The organism is Pelagerythrobacter marinus (genome assembly GCF_009827515.1).
GTDB lineage: Bacteria > Pseudomonadota > Alphaproteobacteria > Sphingomonadales > Sphingomonadaceae > Pelagerythrobacter > Pelagerythrobacter marinus.
On record NZ_WTYO01000003.1, the window covers coordinates 382,903 to 401,849 of the forward strand.

Annotated in this window: 15 protein-coding genes and 1 pseudogene; 8 read left to right on the forward strand and 8 right to left on the reverse strand. The window is 70.1% G+C overall.

Annotation, left to right across the window (positions count from 1 at the left end; all coding sequences use genetic code 11):
- Window positions 1-47: 47 nt before the first annotated feature.
- Window positions 48-3,194 (reverse strand): bifunctional proline dehydrogenase/L-glutamate gamma-semialdehyde dehydrogenase PutA, encoded by a 3,147-nt coding sequence (putA, locus tag GRI72_RS08950; RefSeq protein ID WP_160733551.1) that lies wholly within the window; start codon window positions 3,192-3,194, stop codon window positions 48-50.
- Between the two features lie 62 nt (window positions 3,195-3,256).
- Window positions 3,257-4,739, reverse strand: a pseudogene (gene glpD / locus GRI72_RS15000) (glycerol-3-phosphate dehydrogenase).
- Between the two features lie 103 nt (window positions 4,740-4,842).
- Here glpD and GRI72_RS08960 point away from each other — a divergent pair.
- The 3 genes from GRI72_RS08960 (at window position 4,843) to ftsH (ending at window position 8,051) form a co-directional block, all read left to right on the forward strand.
- The gene (locus tag GRI72_RS08960; protein ID WP_160733552.1) at window positions 4,843-5,295 is read left to right on the forward strand and encodes a MaoC family dehydratase; all 453 of its coding nucleotides are present in this window, start codon (window positions 4,843-4,845) and stop codon (window positions 5,293-5,295) included.
- A gap of 92 nt (window positions 5,296-5,387) precedes the next feature.
- Entirely contained in the window at window positions 5,388-5,987 is a 600-nt protein-coding gene (locus GRI72_RS08965; RefSeq protein WP_160733553.1) for an exopolysaccharide biosynthesis protein, read from the forward strand.
- Between the two features lie 102 nt (window positions 5,988-6,089).
- Window positions 6,090-8,051, forward strand: a complete 1,962-nt coding sequence (ftsH, locus tag GRI72_RS08970) for an ATP-dependent zinc metalloprotease FtsH (protein ID WP_160733554.1) — start codon at window positions 6,090-6,092, stop codon at window positions 8,049-8,051.
- 22 nt (window positions 8,052-8,073) lie between these two features.
- On the opposite strand, the gene GRI72_RS08975 is transcribed toward ftsH, so the two are convergent.
- Window positions 8,074-9,180, reverse strand: a complete 1,107-nt coding sequence (locus GRI72_RS08975; protein ID WP_160733555.1) for a DUF3667 domain-containing protein — start codon at window positions 9,178-9,180, stop codon at window positions 8,074-8,076.
- 129 nt (window positions 9,181-9,309) lie between these two features.
- Between GRI72_RS08975 and GRI72_RS08980 the strand changes: the two genes are divergently transcribed.
- The gene (locus GRI72_RS08980) at window positions 9,310-10,635 is read left to right on the forward strand and encodes a carbohydrate porin (protein ID WP_160733556.1); all 1,326 of its coding nucleotides are present in this window, start codon (window positions 9,310-9,312) and stop codon (window positions 10,633-10,635) included.
- Here the strand turns inward: GRI72_RS08980 and ung are convergent.
- Entirely contained in the window at window positions 10,625-11,314 is a 690-nt protein-coding gene (gene ung, locus GRI72_RS08985; protein WP_160733557.1) for a uracil-DNA glycosylase, read from the reverse strand. The genes GRI72_RS08980 and ung overlap by 11 nt on opposite strands.
- 81 nt (window positions 11,315-11,395) lie before the next feature.
- On the opposite strand from ung, the gene GRI72_RS08990 reads away from it, so the two are divergent.
- The 3 genes from GRI72_RS08990 to GRI72_RS09000 are packed head-to-tail and all read left to right on the forward strand — an operon-like array spanning window position 11,396 to window position 13,272.
- Complete coding sequence (locus GRI72_RS08990; RefSeq protein ID WP_160733558.1) at window positions 11,396-12,013, forward strand: ribonuclease D; 618 nt, start codon at window positions 11,396-11,398, stop codon at window positions 12,011-12,013.
- Window positions 12,014-12,037: 24 nt separating this feature from the next.
- A complete protein-coding gene (locus tag GRI72_RS08995) occupies window positions 12,038-12,703 on the forward strand; it encodes an LPS export ABC transporter periplasmic protein LptC (RefSeq protein ID WP_160733559.1) in 666 nt (221 codons plus the stop codon).
- Window positions 12,703-13,272: an LptA/OstA family protein gene (locus tag GRI72_RS09000; RefSeq protein WP_160733560.1), complete on the forward strand. Its 570-nt coding sequence runs from the start codon at window positions 12,703-12,705 to the stop codon at window positions 13,270-13,272. Before GRI72_RS08995 ends, GRI72_RS09000 begins: the two co-directional genes overlap by 1 nt.
- A gap of 6 nt (window positions 13,273-13,278) precedes the next feature.
- Here the strand turns inward: GRI72_RS09000 and holA are convergent, their stop codons facing one another.
- The 4 genes from holA to GRI72_RS09020 all read right to left on the reverse strand — a co-directional run bounded on the left by holA (window position 13,279) and on the right by GRI72_RS09020 (window position 17,863).
- Window positions 13,279-14,304 carry a DNA polymerase III subunit delta gene (gene holA, locus GRI72_RS09005; RefSeq protein WP_160733561.1) on the reverse strand — a complete coding sequence of 342 codons (1,026 nt, stop codon included), beginning with the start codon at window positions 14,302-14,304 and terminating at the stop codon, window positions 13,279-13,281.
- Window positions 14,301-14,795 carry an LPS assembly lipoprotein LptE gene (lptE, locus tag GRI72_RS09010; RefSeq protein WP_160733562.1) on the reverse strand — a complete coding sequence of 165 codons (495 nt, stop codon included), beginning with the start codon at window positions 14,793-14,795 and terminating at the stop codon, window positions 14,301-14,303. Before lptE ends, holA begins: the two co-directional genes overlap by 4 nt.
- Complete coding sequence (gene leuS / locus GRI72_RS09015; RefSeq protein ID WP_160733563.1) at window positions 14,792-17,311, reverse strand: leucine--tRNA ligase; 2,520 nt, start codon at window positions 17,309-17,311, stop codon at window positions 14,792-14,794. Before leuS ends, lptE begins: the two co-directional genes overlap by 4 nt.
- 105 nt (window positions 17,312-17,416) lie before the next feature.
- Window positions 17,417-17,863, reverse strand: a complete 447-nt coding sequence (locus GRI72_RS09020) for a DUF3576 domain-containing protein (RefSeq protein WP_160733564.1) — start codon at window positions 17,861-17,863, stop codon at window positions 17,417-17,419.
- Between the two features lie 344 nt (window positions 17,864-18,207).
- On the opposite strand from GRI72_RS09020, the gene GRI72_RS09025 reads away from it, so the two are divergent.
- Window positions 18,208-18,945 carry a hypothetical protein gene (locus tag GRI72_RS09025; protein ID WP_160733565.1) on the forward strand — a complete coding sequence of 246 codons (738 nt, stop codon included), beginning with the start codon at window positions 18,208-18,210 and terminating at the stop codon, window positions 18,943-18,945.
- The last annotated feature ends 2 nt before the right edge of the window (window positions 18,946-18,947 follow it).

Below are 18,947 nucleotides of genomic sequence, written 5' to 3' on the forward strand. Positions count from 1 at the left end.
CCATTGCCCGCCTGACTAGCAAATCGCGGCGCGGAGGAAAGCCCCGGTCAGCTCGCCAGCAGCGTGGCGTTGCCGCCCGCCGCCGTCGTGTCGATGCACACGACCCGCTCGGTCGCGAAGCGCGCGACGTAGTGCGGGCCGCCGGCCTTGGGGCCGGTACCCGACAGGCCCTCGCCGCCGAACGGCTGGCTTTCCACGACCGCCCCGATCTGGTTGCGGTTGACGTAGAAATTGCCGACCCGGGCGCGCGCCTCGACGAAGCGGCGGGTCGCCTCGATCCGGCTGTGGAGGCCAAGCGTGAGGCCGTAGCCGGTGGCATTGATGTCCTCGATCACCCGTTCCAGCTCGCTTGCCTTGTAGCGCACGACGTGCAGGATCGGGCCGAAGTTCTCGCGCCGCAGGTCGAGGATCGAATCCATCTCGATGATCGTCGGCGCGACGAAGCAGCCCTGGGCCGCCCCGCGCGGCAGCTTGCGCCGCCAGACCTTGCGCCCGTGCTTCTTGCGCCGCGCGACGTGCCGTTCGAGCGCGGCCTTGGCGTCGGGGTCGATCACCGGGCCGACGTCCGTCGCCAGGTCCTCCGGATCGCCGATCACCAGCGCCTCGAACGCGCCCTTGATCATTTCCAGCATCTCGTCGGCCACGTCGTCCTGCAGGTAGAGCACGCGCAGCGCGCTGCACCGCTGGCCCGCGCTCTGGAACGCGCTGTTGACGACATCGCGGGTGACCTGTTCGGGCAGGGCGGAGCTGTCCACGATCATCGCGTTCTGGCCGCCGGTCTCGGCGATCAGCGTCGCGATCGGCCCCTCGCGCGCGGCGAGGCTGCGGTTGATCGCCTGGGCCGTCTGGGTCGATCCGGTGAAGGCGACCCCCGCGATCCGCGGGTCGGAGGTGATCAGCTGTCCCACCTCGCCGGCCCCGGGCAGGAGCTGGAACACGTCTTCGGGAATGCCCGCTTCGTGGCACAACTTCACCGCCAGCGCGGCGATCAGCGGGGTCTGCTCCGCCGGCTTGGCGACGACGGTATTGCCCGCCGCGAGCGCCGCCGCAGCCGGGCCGATGAAGATCGCCAGCGGGAAGTTCCACGGGCTGATCGTCGCGAAGACGCCGCGGCCGTGCAGGCTCAGCCGGTTCTCCTCGCCCGTCGGGCCGGGCAGGGGCAGGGGGGCGGTGAACAGGCGCCGCGCCTCGTTGGCGTAATAGCGCAGGAAATCGACCGCCTCGCGCAGTTCGAGAACCGCGTCCATCAGCGTCTTGCCCGCTTCGCGCTGGCACAGGCTGAGGATCTCGTCGGTATGGGCCTCGAACATGTCGGCCGCGGCTTCGAGCAGGAGCGCGCGCTTTTCCCCGCCGAGCGAATCCCAGCCGGGCTGGATCGCGATCGCCCGGGTGATCGCGACGTCGATCTCCTCGGGCAGGGCATCGCGCCGCGTGCCGACCTCGTGGGTGAGATCCTGCGGCTGGGTGATCGGCGCGACTTCCCCCTGTTCGGGCGAACGCAGCGTCGGCTCGGCATGCCAGCGGCGGGCGTCGAGCACGTGCAGGCGTTCGAGCAGGGGTTCGACCACCAGCGGATCGGCCAGGTCGATCCCCGCGCTGTTGCGGCGGCCCGGGAAGATGTCGGCCGGCAGCGGGATCTGCGGGTTGCGCCGCGGCTCCATCGCCGCCAGCTCGGCCACCGGGTCGCCGGTCAGCGCCGCCACCGGCACTTCGGCATCGGCCATGCGGTTGACGAAGCTGGAATTGGCGCCGTTCTCGAGCAGGCGCCGCACGAGATAGGCCAGCAGGTCCTTGTGCGTGCCCACCGGGGCGTAGATCCGCACCGGCGTCTTGCGGTTGCCTTCCAGTTCGCCCAGCTCGGCATAGACTTCCTCGCCCATGCCGTGCAGCCGCTGGAACTCGTAGGACGGCCCCTGCCGATCGGCCGGCTCGCCCTGCTCCGCCAGCGCCTTGACCGCGCCGATCGTATAGGCGTTGTGCGTGGCGAAGGCGGGGTAGATCGCGTCGCGCGCCTCCAGCAGGCGCGCCGCGCAGGCGAGGTAGGACACGTCGGTCCCGACCTTGCGGGTGAAGACGGGGAAATCCTTGTAACCGCCGACGTGGCTGATCTTGATCTCGGTATCCCAGTACGCGCCCTTGACCAGGCGCACCATCAGCCGGCGGCCGTGGCGCCGTGCCAGCTTGGCGATCCAGTCGCACAGCGGCACGCCGCGCTTCTGGTAGGCCTGGATGGCGAGGCCGAAGCCTTCCCACGGCTGCCCGCCGGGCCGGGCGAAGATCTCGTCGTCGGCCACCAGCGCCTCGATGATGTCGAGCGACAGCTCCAGCCGCTCGGCCTCTTCGGCGTCGATGGTGAAATGCATGTTGGCGTCGCGCGCCTTGATCGCGAGCCCCTTGAGCACGGGGACGAGCGCCTTGGTCGCGGCGGCCGCGTGGAAATGGTCGTAGCGCGGATAGAGCGCGGAAAGCTTGACCGATATGCCGGGCGAGCGGGCGATCCCGCCGTCGACTTCGCGCGCGAGCCGCTCGATCGCGTGCTCGTAGGCCTGGCGATAGCGTTCGGCATCGGGGAACGTCATCGCCGCTTCGCCCAGCATGTCGAAGCTGTGCGTCAGGCCGCGCGCGCGTTCGGGGGCGGCGCGCTTCAGCGCCTCCTCGATCGTCCGGCCGAAAACGAACTGCCCGCCCAGGATCCGCATGGCCTGCAGCGTCGCCCGGCGGATCACCGGTTCGCCGAGGCGGTTCATCGCGTTGCGCAACGTGCGGCCCATGCCGCGCTGGTGCTCTTCGGGGCGCTCGAGCACTTCGCCGGTGAGCATCAGCGAGAAGGTCGCGGCGTTGACGAAAGTGGAACTGCTTTCGCCCAGGTGTTCGGACCAGTCGATGTCGCCGATCTTGTCGCGGATCAGGGCATCGGCGGTGCGGCTGTCGGGCACGCGCAGCAGCGCCTCGGCCAGGCACATCAGCGCGATGCCTTCCTCGGTCGCGAGGCCGAACTGCTGGAGGAAGGCATCGATCCCGCTCGCCTTGCGTTCGCGCGCACCGGAAATCAGCTTCCCGGCGATCGACGCGGCCTGCGGATGGACGGCGCCGGCAGGGGCGGCCTGTCGCAGCCGTTCGGCCACGCAGGCTTCCTCGTCCTGGCGATAGGCGAGGCGGATAGCGGTTCGGTCGAGCGGAGCGGAAACGGGCATAGTGCGACTCGGGGTGAAAGTTGCGGTGAATTCGGCGCCCTTGGACGCGCTTCGGGCGGCAATCAAGCGAAGTCGGCAGCGAGGCTGGCCGCTACGTTTTCGTGGGCTTCTTGGGGCAGGTGGAGCCCCAGTTTGCTCCGCCGCCAGAGAACGTCTTCGCTCGTCTGCGCCATTTCTTCGCGGCGCATGTAATCGACTTCCGCCTCGCTCAGCCCGCCGCCCAGGTCGCGGCCCAGGCCGTCCGGCGCGCGCGCTTCGCCGATCACCCGTTCGATCCGGGTGCCGTAGGCGCGCGCCATGCGCCGCGCGGTTGCCGCCGGCAGCCAGGGCCAGAGCGCGCGGACTTCGGCCAGGAAGGCATCGAAGCCGCCGGCAAAATCGCCGCCCGGCAGCGGCGCATCGCCGGTCCAGGGCCGGGCGGGCACCGCGAGATGGCGCGCCAGCCGCTCCATCGCGTGTTCGGCCAGGCGGCGATAAGTGGTGATCTTGCCCCCGAAGATGCTCAACAGGGGCGGTGCGCCGTCCGGCGCATCGACGGCAAAGACGTAGTCGCGGGTCACGGTTGCGTCACTCGCGGCATTGTCTTCGTAAAGCGGCCTGATTCCTGCATAGGACGAAACGACGTCTGCGGGGCCAACCGGTTCCGAGAAATAGGCGCTGGCCGCCGCGCAGAGGTAGTCGCGCTCCTCACCCGAAATCGCCACCGCGTCGCGATCGCCGGCGAAGGGCCGGTCGGTCGTGCCGATCAGGGTGAAGTCGTCCTCGTAGGGGATCGCGAAGACGATCCGCCCGTCGCCGTTCTGGAAGATATAGGCGTGCGCGCCTTCGAACTTGCGGCGCACGACGACGTGGCTGCCTTGCACCAGGCGCAAGTGCGCTTTGGCCCGGCCGGCGGTGGCGAGTGCGGCGATGTCGTCCACCCACGGCCCCGCGGCGTTGATCACGGCGCGCGCGCGGACGGTCTGCTCGCCCCCGGGGCGAAACCAGCGCGGCGCGCCAGTGGTCGCCCGCGCGGGCGAGCGCGCTGCAGCGGGTGCGCGTCATGATCCGCGCGCCGCGTTCGCGCGCGTCGATCGCGTTGAGAACGACCAGCCGCGCGTCGTCCACCCAGCAATCCGAATAGGCGAAGCCCCGGGCGAAGCGGTCCTTCAGCACGGCCGCGTGGGGCGGCGCAGACAGGTCCACCGCCTCGCTGCCCGGCAGCGACCGGTTGCCGCCCAGGTGGTCGTAGAGGAACAGGCCCAGGCGCAGCATCCAGCGCGGGCGCAGCCCCTCGTGGTGCGGCAGGACGAAGCGCAGCGGGCGCACGAGGTGCGGCGCGATCCGCAGCAGGACCTCGCGCTCGCGCAGCGATTCGCGGACCAGCCGGAACTCGTAGTGTTCGAGATAGCGCAGCCCGCCATGCACCAGCTTGGTGCTGGCCGACGACGTGTGGCTGGCGAGGTCGTCTTTCTCCGCCAGGGCGACCGACAGCCCGCGGCCCGCCGCGTCGCGGGCGATGCCTGCGCCGTTGATGCCCCCGCCGATCACCAGGAGATCGTACATGGCGCGCAGCCCTATCGGTTCGCGCCCCGCATGGCGAGCCATTTGCACCGCCTGCGCCCCCGTCTATGGCGGGCGGGAACTGGCAGTAACGGGAAATGCAGACATGGCAGGCCGCTATTTCGACGAATGGCAGGTGGGCGACCGGATCGAGCACGAGATCCGCCGCACGGTGACCGAGACCGACAACCTGCTGTTCACGACGATGACCCACAATCCCCAGCCGCTGCACCTCGATGCGGAGGCGGCGCGCGAATCCGAATTCGGGCAGATCCTCGTCAACGGCACTTTCACGTTTGCGCTGATGGTGGGGCTGAGCGTGGGCGACACGACGCTCGGCACGCTTATCGCCAACCTCGGGTACGACAAGGTCGCCATGCCGGCGCCGGTCGCGATCGGCGATACCCTGCGCGCGACCAGCGAAGTCGCGGCCCTGCGCGAATCGAAATCGCGGCCCGGGGCCGGGATCGTCACGTTCACCCACCAGATGCTGAACCAGCGCGACGAGGTCGTCTGCCGCTGCGAGCGCTCGGCCCTGGTTCGTCGCAAGCCGGCCTAGGGCCCTTTTCGCCGCCCGCCCTCTCTCCCTCCCGTCCGCCTCGCCCCGTCGGGCGGGAGCCTATCGGCCCGCCGGGCGTTGCCCGGGCAGGCATGAAGGAAGACCCGCACAGCATCGGGGACGTCCTCGACGGGATCGAGGACCTTGGCGAACGGCGCGACAAGGTCTGCGTCGGCGACGCGCTGGACGAATTCGGCCGTCGCAGTTTCGGGCCGATCCTGCTGTTCCTGCCGCTGATAGAGCTTTCGCCGATCGGCGGGATTCCCGGCGTGCCGACGTTCCTCGCGGTGATGATCGCGCTGATCGCGGGCCAGCTGCTGTTCGGGCGCGAACATGTCTGGCTGCCCGATTTCGTCGAACGCCGCGCGATCGACGGCGACCGGCTGGCGCGCGGGGCGCATCGGCTGGACAAGGTGGCGGCGACGATCGACGGCTGGTTCCACGGGCGCCTCAAGTGGCTTACCCGCGGCATCTGGCCGCGGGTGGCGGCGCTGGTGGTGGTCCTGCTGTGCTGCGCCGTGCCGCCGCTGGAATTCCTGCCTTTCGCCAGTTCCGCGCCGATGATCGCGATCGCCGCCTTCGGCCTCGCGCTCATGGTGCGCGACGGGCTGCTGATGGTGATTGCCTTCGCCATTTCGACCGGCGCGGTCGCGGTCGTCGCCGGGGTGCTGACCTCGGGCGGCTCGGGCTAGGCGCCGCCGGCGCCCCGTCCGGCCGGAAGGGGCGCCGGCCGTTATCTTGCCATTCACCTCGCCGCCCCTACATTGGCACGCGAAAGGATCACTGTTTCAGCGATGAACGACGATAGGCAGCCCGACGGCCCCGAGAACGGCGGCGGTCCCAACCCCTGGATGAAGAGCCTGATGGTCTGGGGCGGGATCTTCCTCGCGCTGGTCCTGCTCGTCTCGATGTTCGGCAATGCCGGGCAACCGGCGGGCAACGAGATCGGCTATTCCACCTTCCGCGAGAACGTGGAGGCCGGGATGGTCAAGGACGTGACCATCTCGCCCGAGCAGATCACCGGCACGATGAAGAACGGGGAGGCCTTCTCGACCGTCCCGGTCACCAGCGACACGCGCCTGACCGAGCTGCTCGAGGCCAATGGCGTCGAATATACCGGCAGCGCGCCCGAGCGCATGAGCCTGCTGATGGCGATTCTCGTCCAGTCGCTGCCGTTCATCCTGATCCTCGGCATTGCCTTCTTCGCGCTGCGCCAGGTGCAGAAGGGCGGCGGCGGCGGGGCCATGGGCTTCGGCAAGTCCAAGGCCAAGATGCTGACCGAGAAACAGGGCAAGGTCACCTTCGACGACGTCGCCGGGATCGACGAAGCGCGCGAGGAGCTGGAGGAAATCGTCGAGTTTCTCAAGGATCCGCAGCGCTTCTCCAAGCTTGGCGGCCAGATTCCCAAGGGCGCGCTGCTGGTCGGCTCGCCCGGCACCGGCAAGACCCTGCTCGCACGCGCGATCGCGGGCGAGGCGGGCGTGCCCTTCTTCACCATCTCGGGCTCCGACTTCGTCGAGATGTTCGTCGGCGTCGGCGCCAGCCGCGTGCGCGACATGTTCGAACAGGCGAAGAAGAACGCGCCGTGCATCGTCTTCATCGACGAGATCGACGCGGTCGGCCGCCATCGCGGCCACGGCCTCGGCAATTCGAACGACGAGCGCGAGCAGACATTGAACCAGCTCCTGGTCGAGATGGACGGGTTCGAGGCGAACGAGGGCATCATCATCATCGCCGCGACCAACCGCCCCGACGTGCTCGACCCCGCGCTGCTGCGCCCCGGCCGGTTCGACCGGCAGGTCGTCGTGCCCGTGCCCGACATCGAGGGGCGCGAGAAGATCCTGGGCGTGCACATGAAGAAAGTGCCGCTGGCGCCCGACGTCAACCCGCGCACGATCGCGCGCGGCACGCCGGGCTTTTCGGGCGCGGACCTCGCCAACCTCGTCAACGAGGCGGCCCTGCTGGCCGCGCGGCGCAACAAGCGCCTCGTCGCGATGCAGGAGTTCGAGGACGCGAAAGACAAGGTCATGATGGGCAGCGAACGCCGTTCGATGGTCATGACCGACGACGAGAAGAAGATGACCGCCTATCACGAGGCGGGCCATGCCCTGGTGTCGCTGAACGAGCCCGCGTCGGACCCGATCCACAAGGCCACGATCATCCCGCGCGGGCGCGCGCTGGGCATGGTCATGCGCCTGCCGGAACGCGACAACTACTCGTACCACCGCGACAAGATGCATGCCGATCTCGCCGTGGCGATGGGCGGGCGCGTGGCGGAAGAGATCATCTTCGGCCACGACAAGGTGTCGAGCGGCGCCTCGTCCGATATCCAGTACGCGACCAAGCTGGCGCGCAACATGGTCACCAAGTGGGGGATGAGCGACAAGCTCGGCCCGCTGCAGTACGAGGAAAGCCAGGAAGGCTATCTCGGCATGGGCCAGACCGCGCGCACGATGGGTTCGGGCGATACCAACAAGCTGATCGATGCCGAGATCCGCAAGCTGGTGGAGGGCGCGCACAAGCGTGCGACCGATATCCTGAAGGAGCAGGAGGACAAGCTCCACCTGCTCGCCCAGGCCATGCTCGAGTACGAGACGCTGACCGGCGACGAGATCAGGGAACTGCTCGACAACGGCAAGATCGACCGCCCGGACGAGCCGAAGGGCCCGGCGGTGCGGCCGGTGACCGGTTCGGCCATTCCCAAGGCGGGCAAGCGTTTCGGGTCCAGCGGCGAGGGCGCCCCCCAGGGCGCCTGAACCGCGCCCCGGCGGCGGCCCGTCAGCCGCCCGCCATCATCGCGATCCCGGTGACGAACAGGCTGATCGCGATCCACGCGAACAGGCTCAGCGCGAGCATCCGCCAGAATGCGCCGAACCGCCCGAGGCCGTAGGCCTCGCGCAGCTGGCGGTACATGTGCCATGGCGCGTAGAGCAGCACGAGCCCGCCGATCGACGGGTAGCCGAAGAAGAACAGCAGGCTCGACACCGCGGCCAGCGCGATCATGAAGGTGATCGAATAAGTCGCGAAGACCGTGTGGTCGTAGCCGCGGAAGCGCCGGCTGAACGGGAACAGCAGCCAGACGAAGGGCACCGAGAGCGGGATCAGCATCCAGCTGAACTTGTAGGCGTTGGTCTGCAGCTTGTAGATCGTGAGCTGCGGATTGGCCGATGCCTTTTCCCACGCTTTCGCCACCGCGCTGCCCGAGGGCAGGGGCGTGCGTTCGAAGCCCGAGGCGAAGCGCGTGGCGAAGTCGTTGTCGGGTTCGCCCAGCACCAGCTCCAGCCCGGCCTGGTCGTCCTCCAGCGCGGCGATGCGCGTGTCGATCTCGGCCGCGCGCTCGCCCTCGTCGGGCACGGCGGCGCGTTCCTCCTCCAGCTCGGCCAGCCGTTCCGCGTTGGCCGCGTGAACCTCGCGCACCCGTTCCATCCCGGTGACCTCGGTCCCCAGCGCGCTGCCGCCGCCGAGCATGCTGAACGTCGCGTAGCTGAGGAAGACCACGAAGAGGAACAGCGCGATCGGGCTGACGTAGCTCGCCCGGCGCCCGTCGATATATTCGCGCGTCAGCCGCCCCGGCCGCCAGGCGAGCAGCGGCAGCGTGCGCCAGGTCTTGCCCTCGAAATGGAGCACGCCGTGGACGAGGTCGTGGACGAACGCGCTCAGCGTGCGGTGGACGTGGGCGCGCTGGCCGCAGGCGTGGCAATGCGATCCGACCAGGCGCGTGCCGCAGTTGAGGCAGGCCTCCTCGCGGGTATGCCCGCCCGGGCCGGGTGCGGAGCCGGGGGTGGCACCGGCGGCCTTCGCGCCTTCCGCGCGCGGCTCCAGCGCCCGCGCTGCCAGGCCGCCGGTGGCCATGTCGGCCACGCTTTCCCCGATGTCTCCCGCCATGGCGCCGTTCTACGGCGCGATCGGCCGGGCGGCAATGGCCGTGACAGCGCGCGCGGGCGCGTTTACTGTGCCCGGCGCATAGCAGGGAGGGGATCGGGCAGGCCGCGCCGGCGGCAGGCCCCGGGGCAAATGGGCAGGCACGTTCATCGGCGGCGATCCCTGCGCGCGGCGGCCGCGCCCCTCGGCGCCTGCCTGCTCGCCCTCGCCGCGCCGGCGCAGGCCCGGGAAGCGGCAGAGGAGGCGCCCGCCGCCCCTGCGCCATTCGCACCCCTGCCCGCCCCCCTGCCGACCGCCCCGGCCATGCCCGCGGAGGCCGACACCCCCTCGCCCGAAGCGCCCGCCGCGGCCGCTGCCCCGGCGGAGAGGATCGAGGTGCGCGCGGTCTGGTCGCAGTTCGCCGATCTCCCGCTGGCCGGCGATGCCGACGCGGTGCTGCGCCACGGCGGCAAGGTCGATGCCCATGTCGCGATCGCGGGCGATGCCTTCGGGGCGCAGGGGGGCTGGACGCTGAACCTGCACCCCGAGCTGCGCTATGGCCGCAGCGCCAACGGCGCGCTGGGCCTGATACCGTCGAACACGGCGCTCTATTATCCCGACAGCGAGGGGACGGCCTTCGATCTCTCGATCGACGTCACCCGGCGCTGGGACAGCGGCACCAGCCTGACGGTCGGCAAGATCAACGTGCTCGACCTCGCCGCCGACCTGCCGATCGTGGGCGGGGGCGGGCACGAGGGGTTCCAGAACCTCGCGCTGGCCCTGCCGCCCAGCGCGATCGTGCCCGGTTCGCTGACCGGGGCGATGCTCAGCGTGCCGACCGACAAGGCGCTGCTGCGCCTCTGGGTCTTCGATCCCGAGCTGCAATCGCAGCGCAGCGGGCTGGAAAGCCCCTTCGCCGACGGGGTCGGCTTCCTCGGCTCGGTCACGGTCCCGGCCAGGCTGGGCGGGCGGCGCGGATACTATGCCGTCAAGCTGGCCGGTTCGACGCGCGACAGCATTGCCGACGATGCCCTGCCCGCCGTGCTCGTGCCCCCGCCCGGCGCGCCTTTCGGCGGCCGCCGGGGCGAAATCAGCGCCGTGATCGCGGCCTACCAGTACATCGCCGAATACCCGGAGCACCCGGGCGCGGGGATCGGCCTGTTCGGCCAGGTCTACCTGTCCAACGGCGACCCGACGTTCCTCGACCGCAGCGGCTTCATCGGCATTGCCGGGAACCCGCGCCCGCGCCCGCGCGACCGGTTCGGGCTGACCTATTTCCGCTATTCGCTGACCGACCGGCTCGTCTCCGCCCTCGCGGGCCGGGTCGCGCTGGAAGACGAGGAGGGGGTGGAGGCGTTCTACACCCTCGCGCTGGCCGAGCGGCTGCGCCTGACGATCGATCTCCAGGCGGTCGACCCGGCGATCTCCGCGCGCGACCTGGGCGTGATCGGGAGCCTGCGGCTGACGACTAGCTTCTGAGCCGCCAGTCGATCGCGCCGCGGCCCTGCGTCTCGAGGAAGGCATTGGCCCGGCTGAACGGGCGCGAGCCGAAGAAGCCGCGATGGGCCGACAGCGGGCTGGGATGTGGCGAGCGCAGGACGAGGTGGCGCTGCGTGCCGGCGAGGTCGGGTATCCGCGCGGCCTTGGCCTGGGCGTGGCTGCCCCAGAGGATGAACACGCTCGGTTCCGGCCGCGCCGCGACCGCCGCGACGCAGGCGTCGGTGATCGCTTCCCACCCCTTGCCCGCGTGGCTGCCGGCGCGCCCGGCCTCCACCGTCAGGGCATTGTTGAGCAGCAGGACCCCTTGCCGCGCCCAGGCGCTGAGATCGCCGTGGCCGGGCCGCGGCAGGCCGAGATCGCTTTCCAGTTCCTTGTAGATGTTGAGCAGGCTCGGCGGAACGCGGACCCCCTCGGGCACGGCGAAGCACAGGCCCATCGCCTGCCCCGGCCCGTGATAGGGGTCCTGCCCCAGGATCACCACGCGCACCCGGTCGAGCGGGGTCAGGTCGAGCGCGGCGAGGCGCGTGCCGCGCGGCGGGTAGATCGTGCGCCCGGCCGCTTCCTCGGCCTGCAGCCAGCCGCCCAGCCGCCGTGCCTCGGGCGCGGAAAGCACCGGCTCCAGCGCCGCCTGCCAGCTCTCGGGGATCGCCTCGCTCATCGCGCGCGACGATAGGGCCGGTCGCCGCCGCCCGCCAGCAGCCCTTCCCCTCAATCCCCAATCGGCCTAAGGGCGGGCCATATGGCAGTGCATTTTCACGAAGAAGACCTGCCCGAAGGCGTTCTCGCGCCCGGGCCGGTCGCCGTCGATACCGAGACGATGGGTCTCGTCACCCCCCGCGACCGGCTGTGCCTGGTGCAGATCAGCGACGGCGGGGGCGACGAACACCTCGTGCGTTTCGCGGTCGGCAGCCGGTTCGACGCGCCCAACCTCAAGGCCGTGCTCGCCGATCCCGCGCGCCTCAAGCTGTTCCATTTCGCCCGGTTCGACCTGGCGGCGATCGAATATTACCTCGGCGTCACCGCCGCCCCGGTGTTCTGCACCAAGATCGCGAGCAAGCTGACCCGGACCTACACCGATCGCCACGGCCTGAAGAACCTCGTCCAGGAACTGCTCGGCGGCGAGATTTCGAAGGCGCAGCAGAGCTCCGACTGGGGAGCGGAAGAAATCAACGAGGCGCAGCGCGACTATGCCGCGTCCGACGTGCGCTTCCTCCACCGCCTGCACGAGGTCTTCGTCGAGCGGCTCGCGCGCGAGGGGCGCAGCGAAATGGCGCAGGCCTGTTTCGATTTCCTGCCCACCCGCGCCCGGCTGGACCTTGCAGGATGGGCTGAACAGGACATATTCAGCCATGCCTAGGGGGCGCAGCGGCAGGCCCGGTCGATGGTTATCAAGCGACGCATAGAAACCCGCGAAGCGGCGCAGCTGCGCAGCAAGCGCCAGCATTTCGCCGCGCCCGGCGGCTCGCACGACCGGCTGGTCGGGTTTCTCGCCCGGGCCCTGCCGATGGGTGTCGGCGTGGTCGCGGCGCTGATGGTGATCACCCCGCTCAGCCCGCGCGGCGAAGTCAGCTTCCTGCTCGATCGCAACAAGGTCGCGATGATCGACGAGCGGCTGCGGGTCGATAACGCGATGTACCGCGGCCAGGACGACCGCGGCCGCCCGTTCTCGCTGACCGCGGGGGAGGCGGTCCAGCGTTCCAGCGCGGAAGGGGTGGTGCGGATGAACGACCTCGTCGCGCGCCTCGCGATGACCGAGGGGCCCGCGCGGCTGACCGCGCAGGCCGGAGCCTACGACATCAGCGCGGACCTGGTGACCGTGTTCGGCCCGGTCCGGCTGACCGCGGCCGACGGTTACCGCATGGTCGCGCGCGGGGTTTCTGTCGATCTCGCGGCCAAGCGCATGGTCGGCACCGGCGGGATCGAGGGGGCAATCCCGGCCGGCACGTTCTCCTCCGACCGGCTCGAGGCCGACCTGGAGGCCCGCACGGTGGCGCTTGACGGCAATGCCCGCTTGCGCATGGTTCCCGGTGAATTGAGGATGCCCTGATGACTTCGCACCTTTCCACTGCATCGCGCCGGTCCACCGTGTCGCGTTGGGGCCTTGGCGGCTTCGTCGGCGCCCTGGCGATCTTCGCCGGCATCCAGGCGGGCGCGCAGGCGATCGCCGGGCACAATTCGAACGCGCCGGTGAACTATGCCGCCGACCGGATCGAGCTGCAGGACCGGCAGAACCGCGTCGTCCTGTCGGGCAACGTCGATATTACCCAGGCCGGGCTGCGCGTGCGCGCGGCGCGCACGCTGGTCAATTACTCCGATGCCGGGACGCTCAGGATCCAGCGCATCACCGCGACCGGCGGGGTGCGGGTGACGCGCGGCAGCGAATCGGCGACCGGCGACGTCGCGGTTTACGATTTCAACCGCCGCATCATCACGATGGCGGGCAATGTCCGCCTGCGGCGCGGCAACGACACGCTGAACGGCGGCCGCCTGGTGATCGATCTCGCCAGCGGGGTTTCCAGCGTGGACGGCAGCGCGGCCGGCTCTTCCGGGGTGACCGGGCAGACCCGCGGTTCGGACGGGCGCGTGTCGGGCACGTTCCAAGTGCCGCAGAACTAGCCGCCGTCAGCGGCGCGCCGCGTGGCGGGCGATCTCCGCCAGCCCCTGCGCCAGCAGCAGCTCGGCCGACTGGCTGTTGGCCAGCAGCGCGCGGTGGAGCGCGACGACTTTCGCCACCAGCCGGTCGAGGTCGCGCCCGCGCCAGCGCTGGAGCTGGGCGGCGATGTCGCGTTCTTCCTTCCAGAAGATGCCCAGCCGCGCCTTGGCCCCGCGGTCGAGGTCGCCCAGCCGCCGCCCGCCCAGGGTCGCGGCAAGCCGGGCGAGCTGCGCCGCGCGCCGCTCTATCGCCAGCAGCACGCCGACCGGGTTCAGCGAGAGCGTTCGCATGCGCTGGATCTCTGCCGGGATCTTGCGCACCTCGCCCCCCAGCACGGCGTTGACGAGCGCGGCGAAGCCGTCTTCCTCGGCCGTCGCGCCGATCGCCTCCAGCGCCTCGGCATCGGCGTTGCGCGGGGCGGCGGGCGAGGCATCGAGATAGAGCGCCAGCTTCTCCACCTCCGAACGCGCCAGCCGCACGTCGAGCCCGGCGGCGCGTGCGATCCGTTCGGCGATGTCGCCGTTGAGCCGCAGCCCGGCGGCATCGGCCATCGTCCGCACGCTGGCGGTGACCGAGGGCAGGTCCGGCGGCCAGAACATCGCCACCAGCGCATCGTCGCGCTTCTCCAGAAGCTTGGCCGTGCGCGACTTGTCGGTGGCGGAAGTGGCGACGATCAGGACCGGGCAGGCATCGCCGGTGCCCGGGACCAGGTTGGCGACGGCATCGTGCGCCTCGTCGCCTGTGGCGCGCACGTAGATATGGCGCGCGCCGCCGAACAGCGAGCTGGATCGGGCCTCGTCGCCCAGCAGGACCGGGTCCTTGCGCAGGGCCGCGCCGGCCAGCTCGACCCGCTCGCCCGGATCGTCGAGCAGTTCCACGATGCGGTCGGCGGCGGCCGAGGCGCCGGCCTCGTCCGGGCCGCAGAAGAAGAACACCCGGCACTGCCGCGCCGCCCGTTGCGCGGCGCCGGCGAAATCGCGCTGGGTCGCCTTCACCGGTCCTGCTGGCGCAAGGTCAGCGAAAGCTGGGTGACGATGCGCTCGGCCACTTCCTGCGCCAGGTTTTCCAGCGCGGTCTGTTCGGCCGCGATGGTTGCATATTCGCTGGAGACGACGTCGATCCCCGCGTCGGAACCGGCCGTGGCGTCGAGCAGGATCGTCCCGTCCGCCGTGTCGACCAGCTGGTAGCGCGCGCGCAGCGTGCGCCGTTCGCGGCCGACCGTGTCGTCGCTCAGCACGCCGAGACCTTCGAGCTGGTCGTCGAGCCGCACGTCGAGCCGGTAGCGCGGGGTTTCCGCCCCGGCCGCGCCCAGCCGGTCGCGCAGCGCGTTGCGCACCAGCCATCCCGCGCGCCCCTCGATCGGGGGGACGTCCACCGCCGCCAGGCCGCGCGCGACCGTGCCGCTGCCCCCGCCGGCGTACATCGGCTGCAGCCCGCAGCCGGCCAGCGCGAGGAGCGCCGCGGCAAGGGCGAGCGCGCGGATCATGTAACGATGTTCACCAGCCGGTCGGGCACCACGATCACCTTGCGCACGCTTGCGCCGTCGATCGAACGCTGCACTTTCTCGCTGGCGAGGGCAAGCGTCTCCAGCTCCTCTTTCGGCAGCCCCTTGGCGACCGTCAGCGTATCGCGCAGCTTGCCCTTGTGCTGGACGGCGATGGTCACCTCGTCCTCCACCAGCAGGGCCGGGTCGAAGGCGGGCCAGGGCGCGTCGGCGACCAGCCCCTCGCCCCCGATCGCGGCCCAGCCTTCTTCGGCCAGGTGCGGCATCATCGGGCTGGAAAGCAGCAGGATCGTGCGGATCGCCTCGCTGCGCGTGGCCGAGGGCTCGGCCTTCTCGATCGCGCCGGCCAGTTCGTAAAGGCGCGCCACGGCCTTGTTGAACGAAAGCGATTCGATGTCCTCGGCCACGGCGGCGATCGTCTGGTGGGTCTTGCGCAGCAGCGCCTTGTCCTCGCCCGCGGCATCGCGTTCGTGCCGGCCGAACAGGCGCCAGAGGCGCTGGACGAAGCGCCAGCAACCCTCGATCCCCGCTTCGGACCACGGCAGGTCGCGTTCGGGCGGGCTGTCCGACAGCATGAACCAGCGGACCGCGTCGGCGCCGTATTTCGCGATGATCTCGTCCGGGTCGACGGTGTTCTTCTTCGACTTGGACATCTTGATCACGCGGCCGATCGACACTTCGCCCCCGTCGGCCTTCGACAGGGCGCGATCGGCCTCGCGGCTGATCTCGTCCGGCGCGTAATAGACGGTCTTGCCGCCTTCCTCGCGGCTGTAGGTCTCATGCGTCACCATGCCCTGCGTGAACAGGCTGGCGAACGGTTCGGCGAAGTCGAGATGGCCCATGCGCTGCAGCGCGCGGGTCCAGAACCGGGCATAGAGCAGGTGCAGGATCGCGTGTTCGATCCCCCCGATGTACTGTTCCACCGGCAGCCACGCGGCCACTTCCTCGCGGTCGAAGGGCCGGTCTGCCGGCTGGCTGGCGAAGCGCAGGAAATACCAACTCGAATCCACGAACGTGTCGAGCGTGTCGGTCTCCCGCTCCGCCTTGCCGCCGCATTTCGGGCAATCGACGTGCTTCCAGGTCGGGTGCCGCACCAGCGGGTTGCCCGGGGTCTGGAAATCGACGTCTTCGGGCAGGGTGATCGGCAGGCTGTCCTTGGGCGCGGGCACGACGCCGCAGGTCGGGCAATGGATGAAGGGGATCGGCGTGCCCCAGTATCGCTGGCGCGACACGCCCCAGTCGCGCAGGCGCCAGACGGTCTTGCCCTCGCCGCGCCCTTCGCCCTCGATCCGGCGGATCACCTCGCGCTTCGCGCTTTCGACGTCCATCCCGTCGAGGAAGTCGGAATTGACGATCACGCCTTCGCCCGACTCGGCCTCGCCGTCGAAGGGCTTGCCGGCATCTTCCACGCTCGGGGCGACGACGCGCGGGATCGGCAGGCCATACTTGGTCGCGAATTCGAAATCGCGCTGGTCGTGGCCGGGCACGGCCATGATCGCGCCGGTGCCGTAATCCATCAGCACGAAGTTGGCGATGAAGACGGGCAGGTTCTCGCCGGTGAACGGGTGCCGGGCGCCGATCCCGGTGTCGAAGCCGAGCTTTTCCGCCGTTTCCAGCTCCGCTGCGGTCGTGCCGCCGCGCTTGCAGCGTTCGATGAACTTCGCCGCGTCGCAATTCTGCGCGGCGACCGCCTGGGCCAGCGGGTGATCGGGCGCGACGGCGACGAATGTCGCGCCGAAGATCGTGTCGGGCCGGGTGGTATAGACGGGCAGCGTCTCGCCGTTCGAAAGGTCGAAGGCGAACTGCAGCCCGCGCGATTTGCCGATCCAGTTTTCCTGCATCAGGCGGACTTTCTCGGGCCAGTCGTCGAGCTTGCCGAGCCCTTCGAGCAGATCCTCGGCAAAGTCGGTGATCTTGAGGAACCACTGGTTGAGCTTGCGCTTCTCGACCTCGGCGCCCGAGCGCCAGCCCTTGCCGTCGATCACCTGCTCGTTGGCGAGCACGGTCATGTCGACCGGGTCCCAGTTTACCTCGCTCTCCTTGCGATAGACGAGGCCGGCTTCGTAGAGATCGATGAACAGCGCCTGCTCGTGGCCGTAATACTCGGGATCGCAGGTCGCGACCTCGCGGCTCCAGTCGAGCGCGAAGCCGATCCGCCTGAGCTGCGCCTTCATGTTGGCGATATTGTCGCGCGTCCAGCCGCCGGGGTGGACGCCCTTTTCCATCGCCGCGTTTTCCGCCGGCATTCCGAAGGCGTCCCAGCCCATCGGGTGGAGCACCTCGTGCCCGGTCATCCGCTTGTAGCGGGCCAGCACGTCGCCCATCGTGTAGTTGCGGACATGGCCGATATGGATGCGCCCCGAAGGATAGGGAAACATCTCGAGCACGTAGCTCTTCGGCTTGTCCGAATGGCTGTCGGCTTCGAAGCAGCAGGCTTCGTCCCACGCGCGCTGCCAGCGCGCATCGGCTTCGGCGGGATTGAAACGGTTATCGGTCATCGCACGCCCTGTTAGGCGATTTGCGCGCTATTGGAAGGCGCGAGTTGCAGGCGGGATCGGCCCCCAGGGCCCGCGCGCCGGCAGCTCGCCGGCGGGGGCCGGCGATCAGCTGACCGTCTGGCGGCGCAGGTCGCGCGCCTTGGTCAGGATGATGCTTTCCAGTTTCTGCACGGTCGCGGCCTGGACCGGGGCATCGACCCAGGCGCCGCCGCGGTTGACCTGGCGGCTGGCGGCGACGCGCACCGCGTCGGCCCGCAGGTCCTGGTCGAGGATCGAGACGGTCAGCTTGACCCGCTCGGCCGGGTTGTCGGGGTTGGCATACCAGTCGGTCACGATCACCCCGCCGGCGCTGTCGGCCTGGAGCAGGGGGGCGAAGCTGACCGTTTCCAGCGCCGCGCGCCAGAGATAGGAATTGACGCCGATCGTCGTCACCTGGCTGGCGGCGAGATCGGCCGCCGGGCGGTCGCGACCGCCGCAGGCGGCGAGGCCCGCGAGGGCCAGCGTCGCGAGAAGGGCGCGGGATGCGGTCGGTGAAAAGCGGGTGACGTTCATGATGATCCGGTGATGTCCTGTCGCTATGCTCGTCGGCCTCTATAACCCCCCGCGCGCGGGCGGCAAGCGCAGCGTGGCAAACGCTGCCGGTGCGCCCGGTTGGCCTTCCCGCGCTTGAACAACGCCTTAATCGCCGGCCGGGCCTGTGTGCCCGGCGCAACAGTCGCCGCGCATTCGCGCGCGGCGGCTTGTGGAAAAGCTGGCCAAAGCGCGCATTTGCACCTAGTTTGGCGACCGAGTGGAGAGCGATTCCCACTCCTGGCAGCGGGGCACGCAGCGAGCAGACAGGAACCGTTCAGGCGCAGGCGCGTCTGGATAGACGGGGAAAGGGCTGGAAGAAGGTTATGGCACGGCCAGGCAACAAGACGGGCAAGGGCGGGTTCGCACCCGTGCTGCTGTCGGCTGCCTGCCTGGCGCTGGCGATTCCCTCGGCCGGGATGGCGCTTGCCGGGATCGATGCCGGCGATGCCTTCGCCGATCCGGCCCGCATCGCCCCGTTCACCCCCGCCTCGGTCGATCCCGAACTGGCGCAGCGGGTCGCCGCGCGCGGCCAGGCGCTGCGCTTCACGCCGGCCGGCCCGGCGCGGCCGCTCGACCGCACGGTCACCGTGGCGGTCCGCGTGGACGGCGAAACCGCGCGCGCCATCTCGTTCCGTTCGGCGCTCGCCGCCGCCTCGGGTGAACCGGGCAAGGCCCCGGCGCTGGCCGCCACGCGCTACAACCTCGGCATTGCCCGCGGGTACCAGAGCTTCGCCAAGACGCCCGCCCTCCCGGCCGGCGTGCGCGAGATGGACGTGCCCGACCTTGCCACGTTCAAGCCTTCCGAAGGGGTGAAGGACAAGCCGGCCCGCCTGCAGCCGCGCATCTCGTTCGAACGCGATCGCGCGCTCGGCCGCTCGCCGCGCACGCTCGAGGGGATGAGCGACCAGTCGGTGGACCTCGGCGGCGCCTACCGGGTGACGCGCAACCTCGACGTGACCGCCGGCGTGCGCCTGTCGCAGGATCGCAACCGGCTCGCCCCGCTGACCGACATGGAAGACGACAGCCAGGCCGTCTACGTCGGCACCCAGTTCCGCTTCTGACG

Coding starts and splice junctions, on each gene's coding strand:
- GRI72_RS08975 (WP_160733555.1), bottom strand. CDS start 9,180: ATGGCGGGAGACATCGGGGAAAGCGTGGCCGACATGGCCACCGGCGGC.
- leuS (WP_160733563.1), bottom strand. CDS start 17,311: ATGACCGATAACCGTTTCAATCCCGCCGAAGCCGATGCGCGCTGGCAG.
- GRI72_RS09020 (WP_160733564.1), bottom strand. CDS start 17,863: ATGAACGTCACCCGCTTTTCACCGACCGCATCCCGCGCCCTTCTCGCG.
- GRI72_RS08980 (WP_160733556.1), top strand. CDS start 9,310: ATGGGCAGGCACGTTCATCGGCGGCGATCCCTGCGCGCGGCGGCCGCG.
- lptE (WP_160733562.1), bottom strand. CDS start 14,795: ATGATCCGCGCGCTCGCCCTTGCCGCGGCGCTCCTCGCGCTGGCCGGC.
- GRI72_RS08960 (WP_160733552.1), top strand. CDS start 4,843: ATGGCAGGCCGCTATTTCGACGAATGGCAGGTGGGCGACCGGATCGAG.
- GRI72_RS08965 (WP_160733553.1), top strand. CDS start 5,388: ATGAAGGAAGACCCGCACAGCATCGGGGACGTCCTCGACGGGATCGAG.
- GRI72_RS08995 (WP_160733559.1), top strand. CDS start 12,038: ATGGTTATCAAGCGACGCATAGAAACCCGCGAAGCGGCGCAGCTGCGC.
- GRI72_RS09025 (WP_160733565.1), top strand. CDS start 18,208: ATGGCACGGCCAGGCAACAAGACGGGCAAGGGCGGGTTCGCACCCGTG.
- ung (WP_160733557.1), bottom strand. CDS start 11,314: ATGAGCGAGGCGATCCCCGAGAGCTGGCAGGCGGCGCTGGAGCCGGTG.
- putA (WP_160733551.1), bottom strand. CDS start 3,194: ATGCCCGTTTCCGCTCCGCTCGACCGAACCGCTATCCGCCTCGCCTAT.
- GRI72_RS09000 (WP_160733560.1), top strand. CDS start 12,703: ATGACTTCGCACCTTTCCACTGCATCGCGCCGGTCCACCGTGTCGCGT.
- GRI72_RS08990 (WP_160733558.1), top strand. CDS start 11,396: ATGGCAGTGCATTTTCACGAAGAAGACCTGCCCGAAGGCGTTCTCGCG.
- ftsH (WP_160733554.1), top strand. CDS start 6,090: ATGAACGACGATAGGCAGCCCGACGGCCCCGAGAACGGCGGCGGTCCC.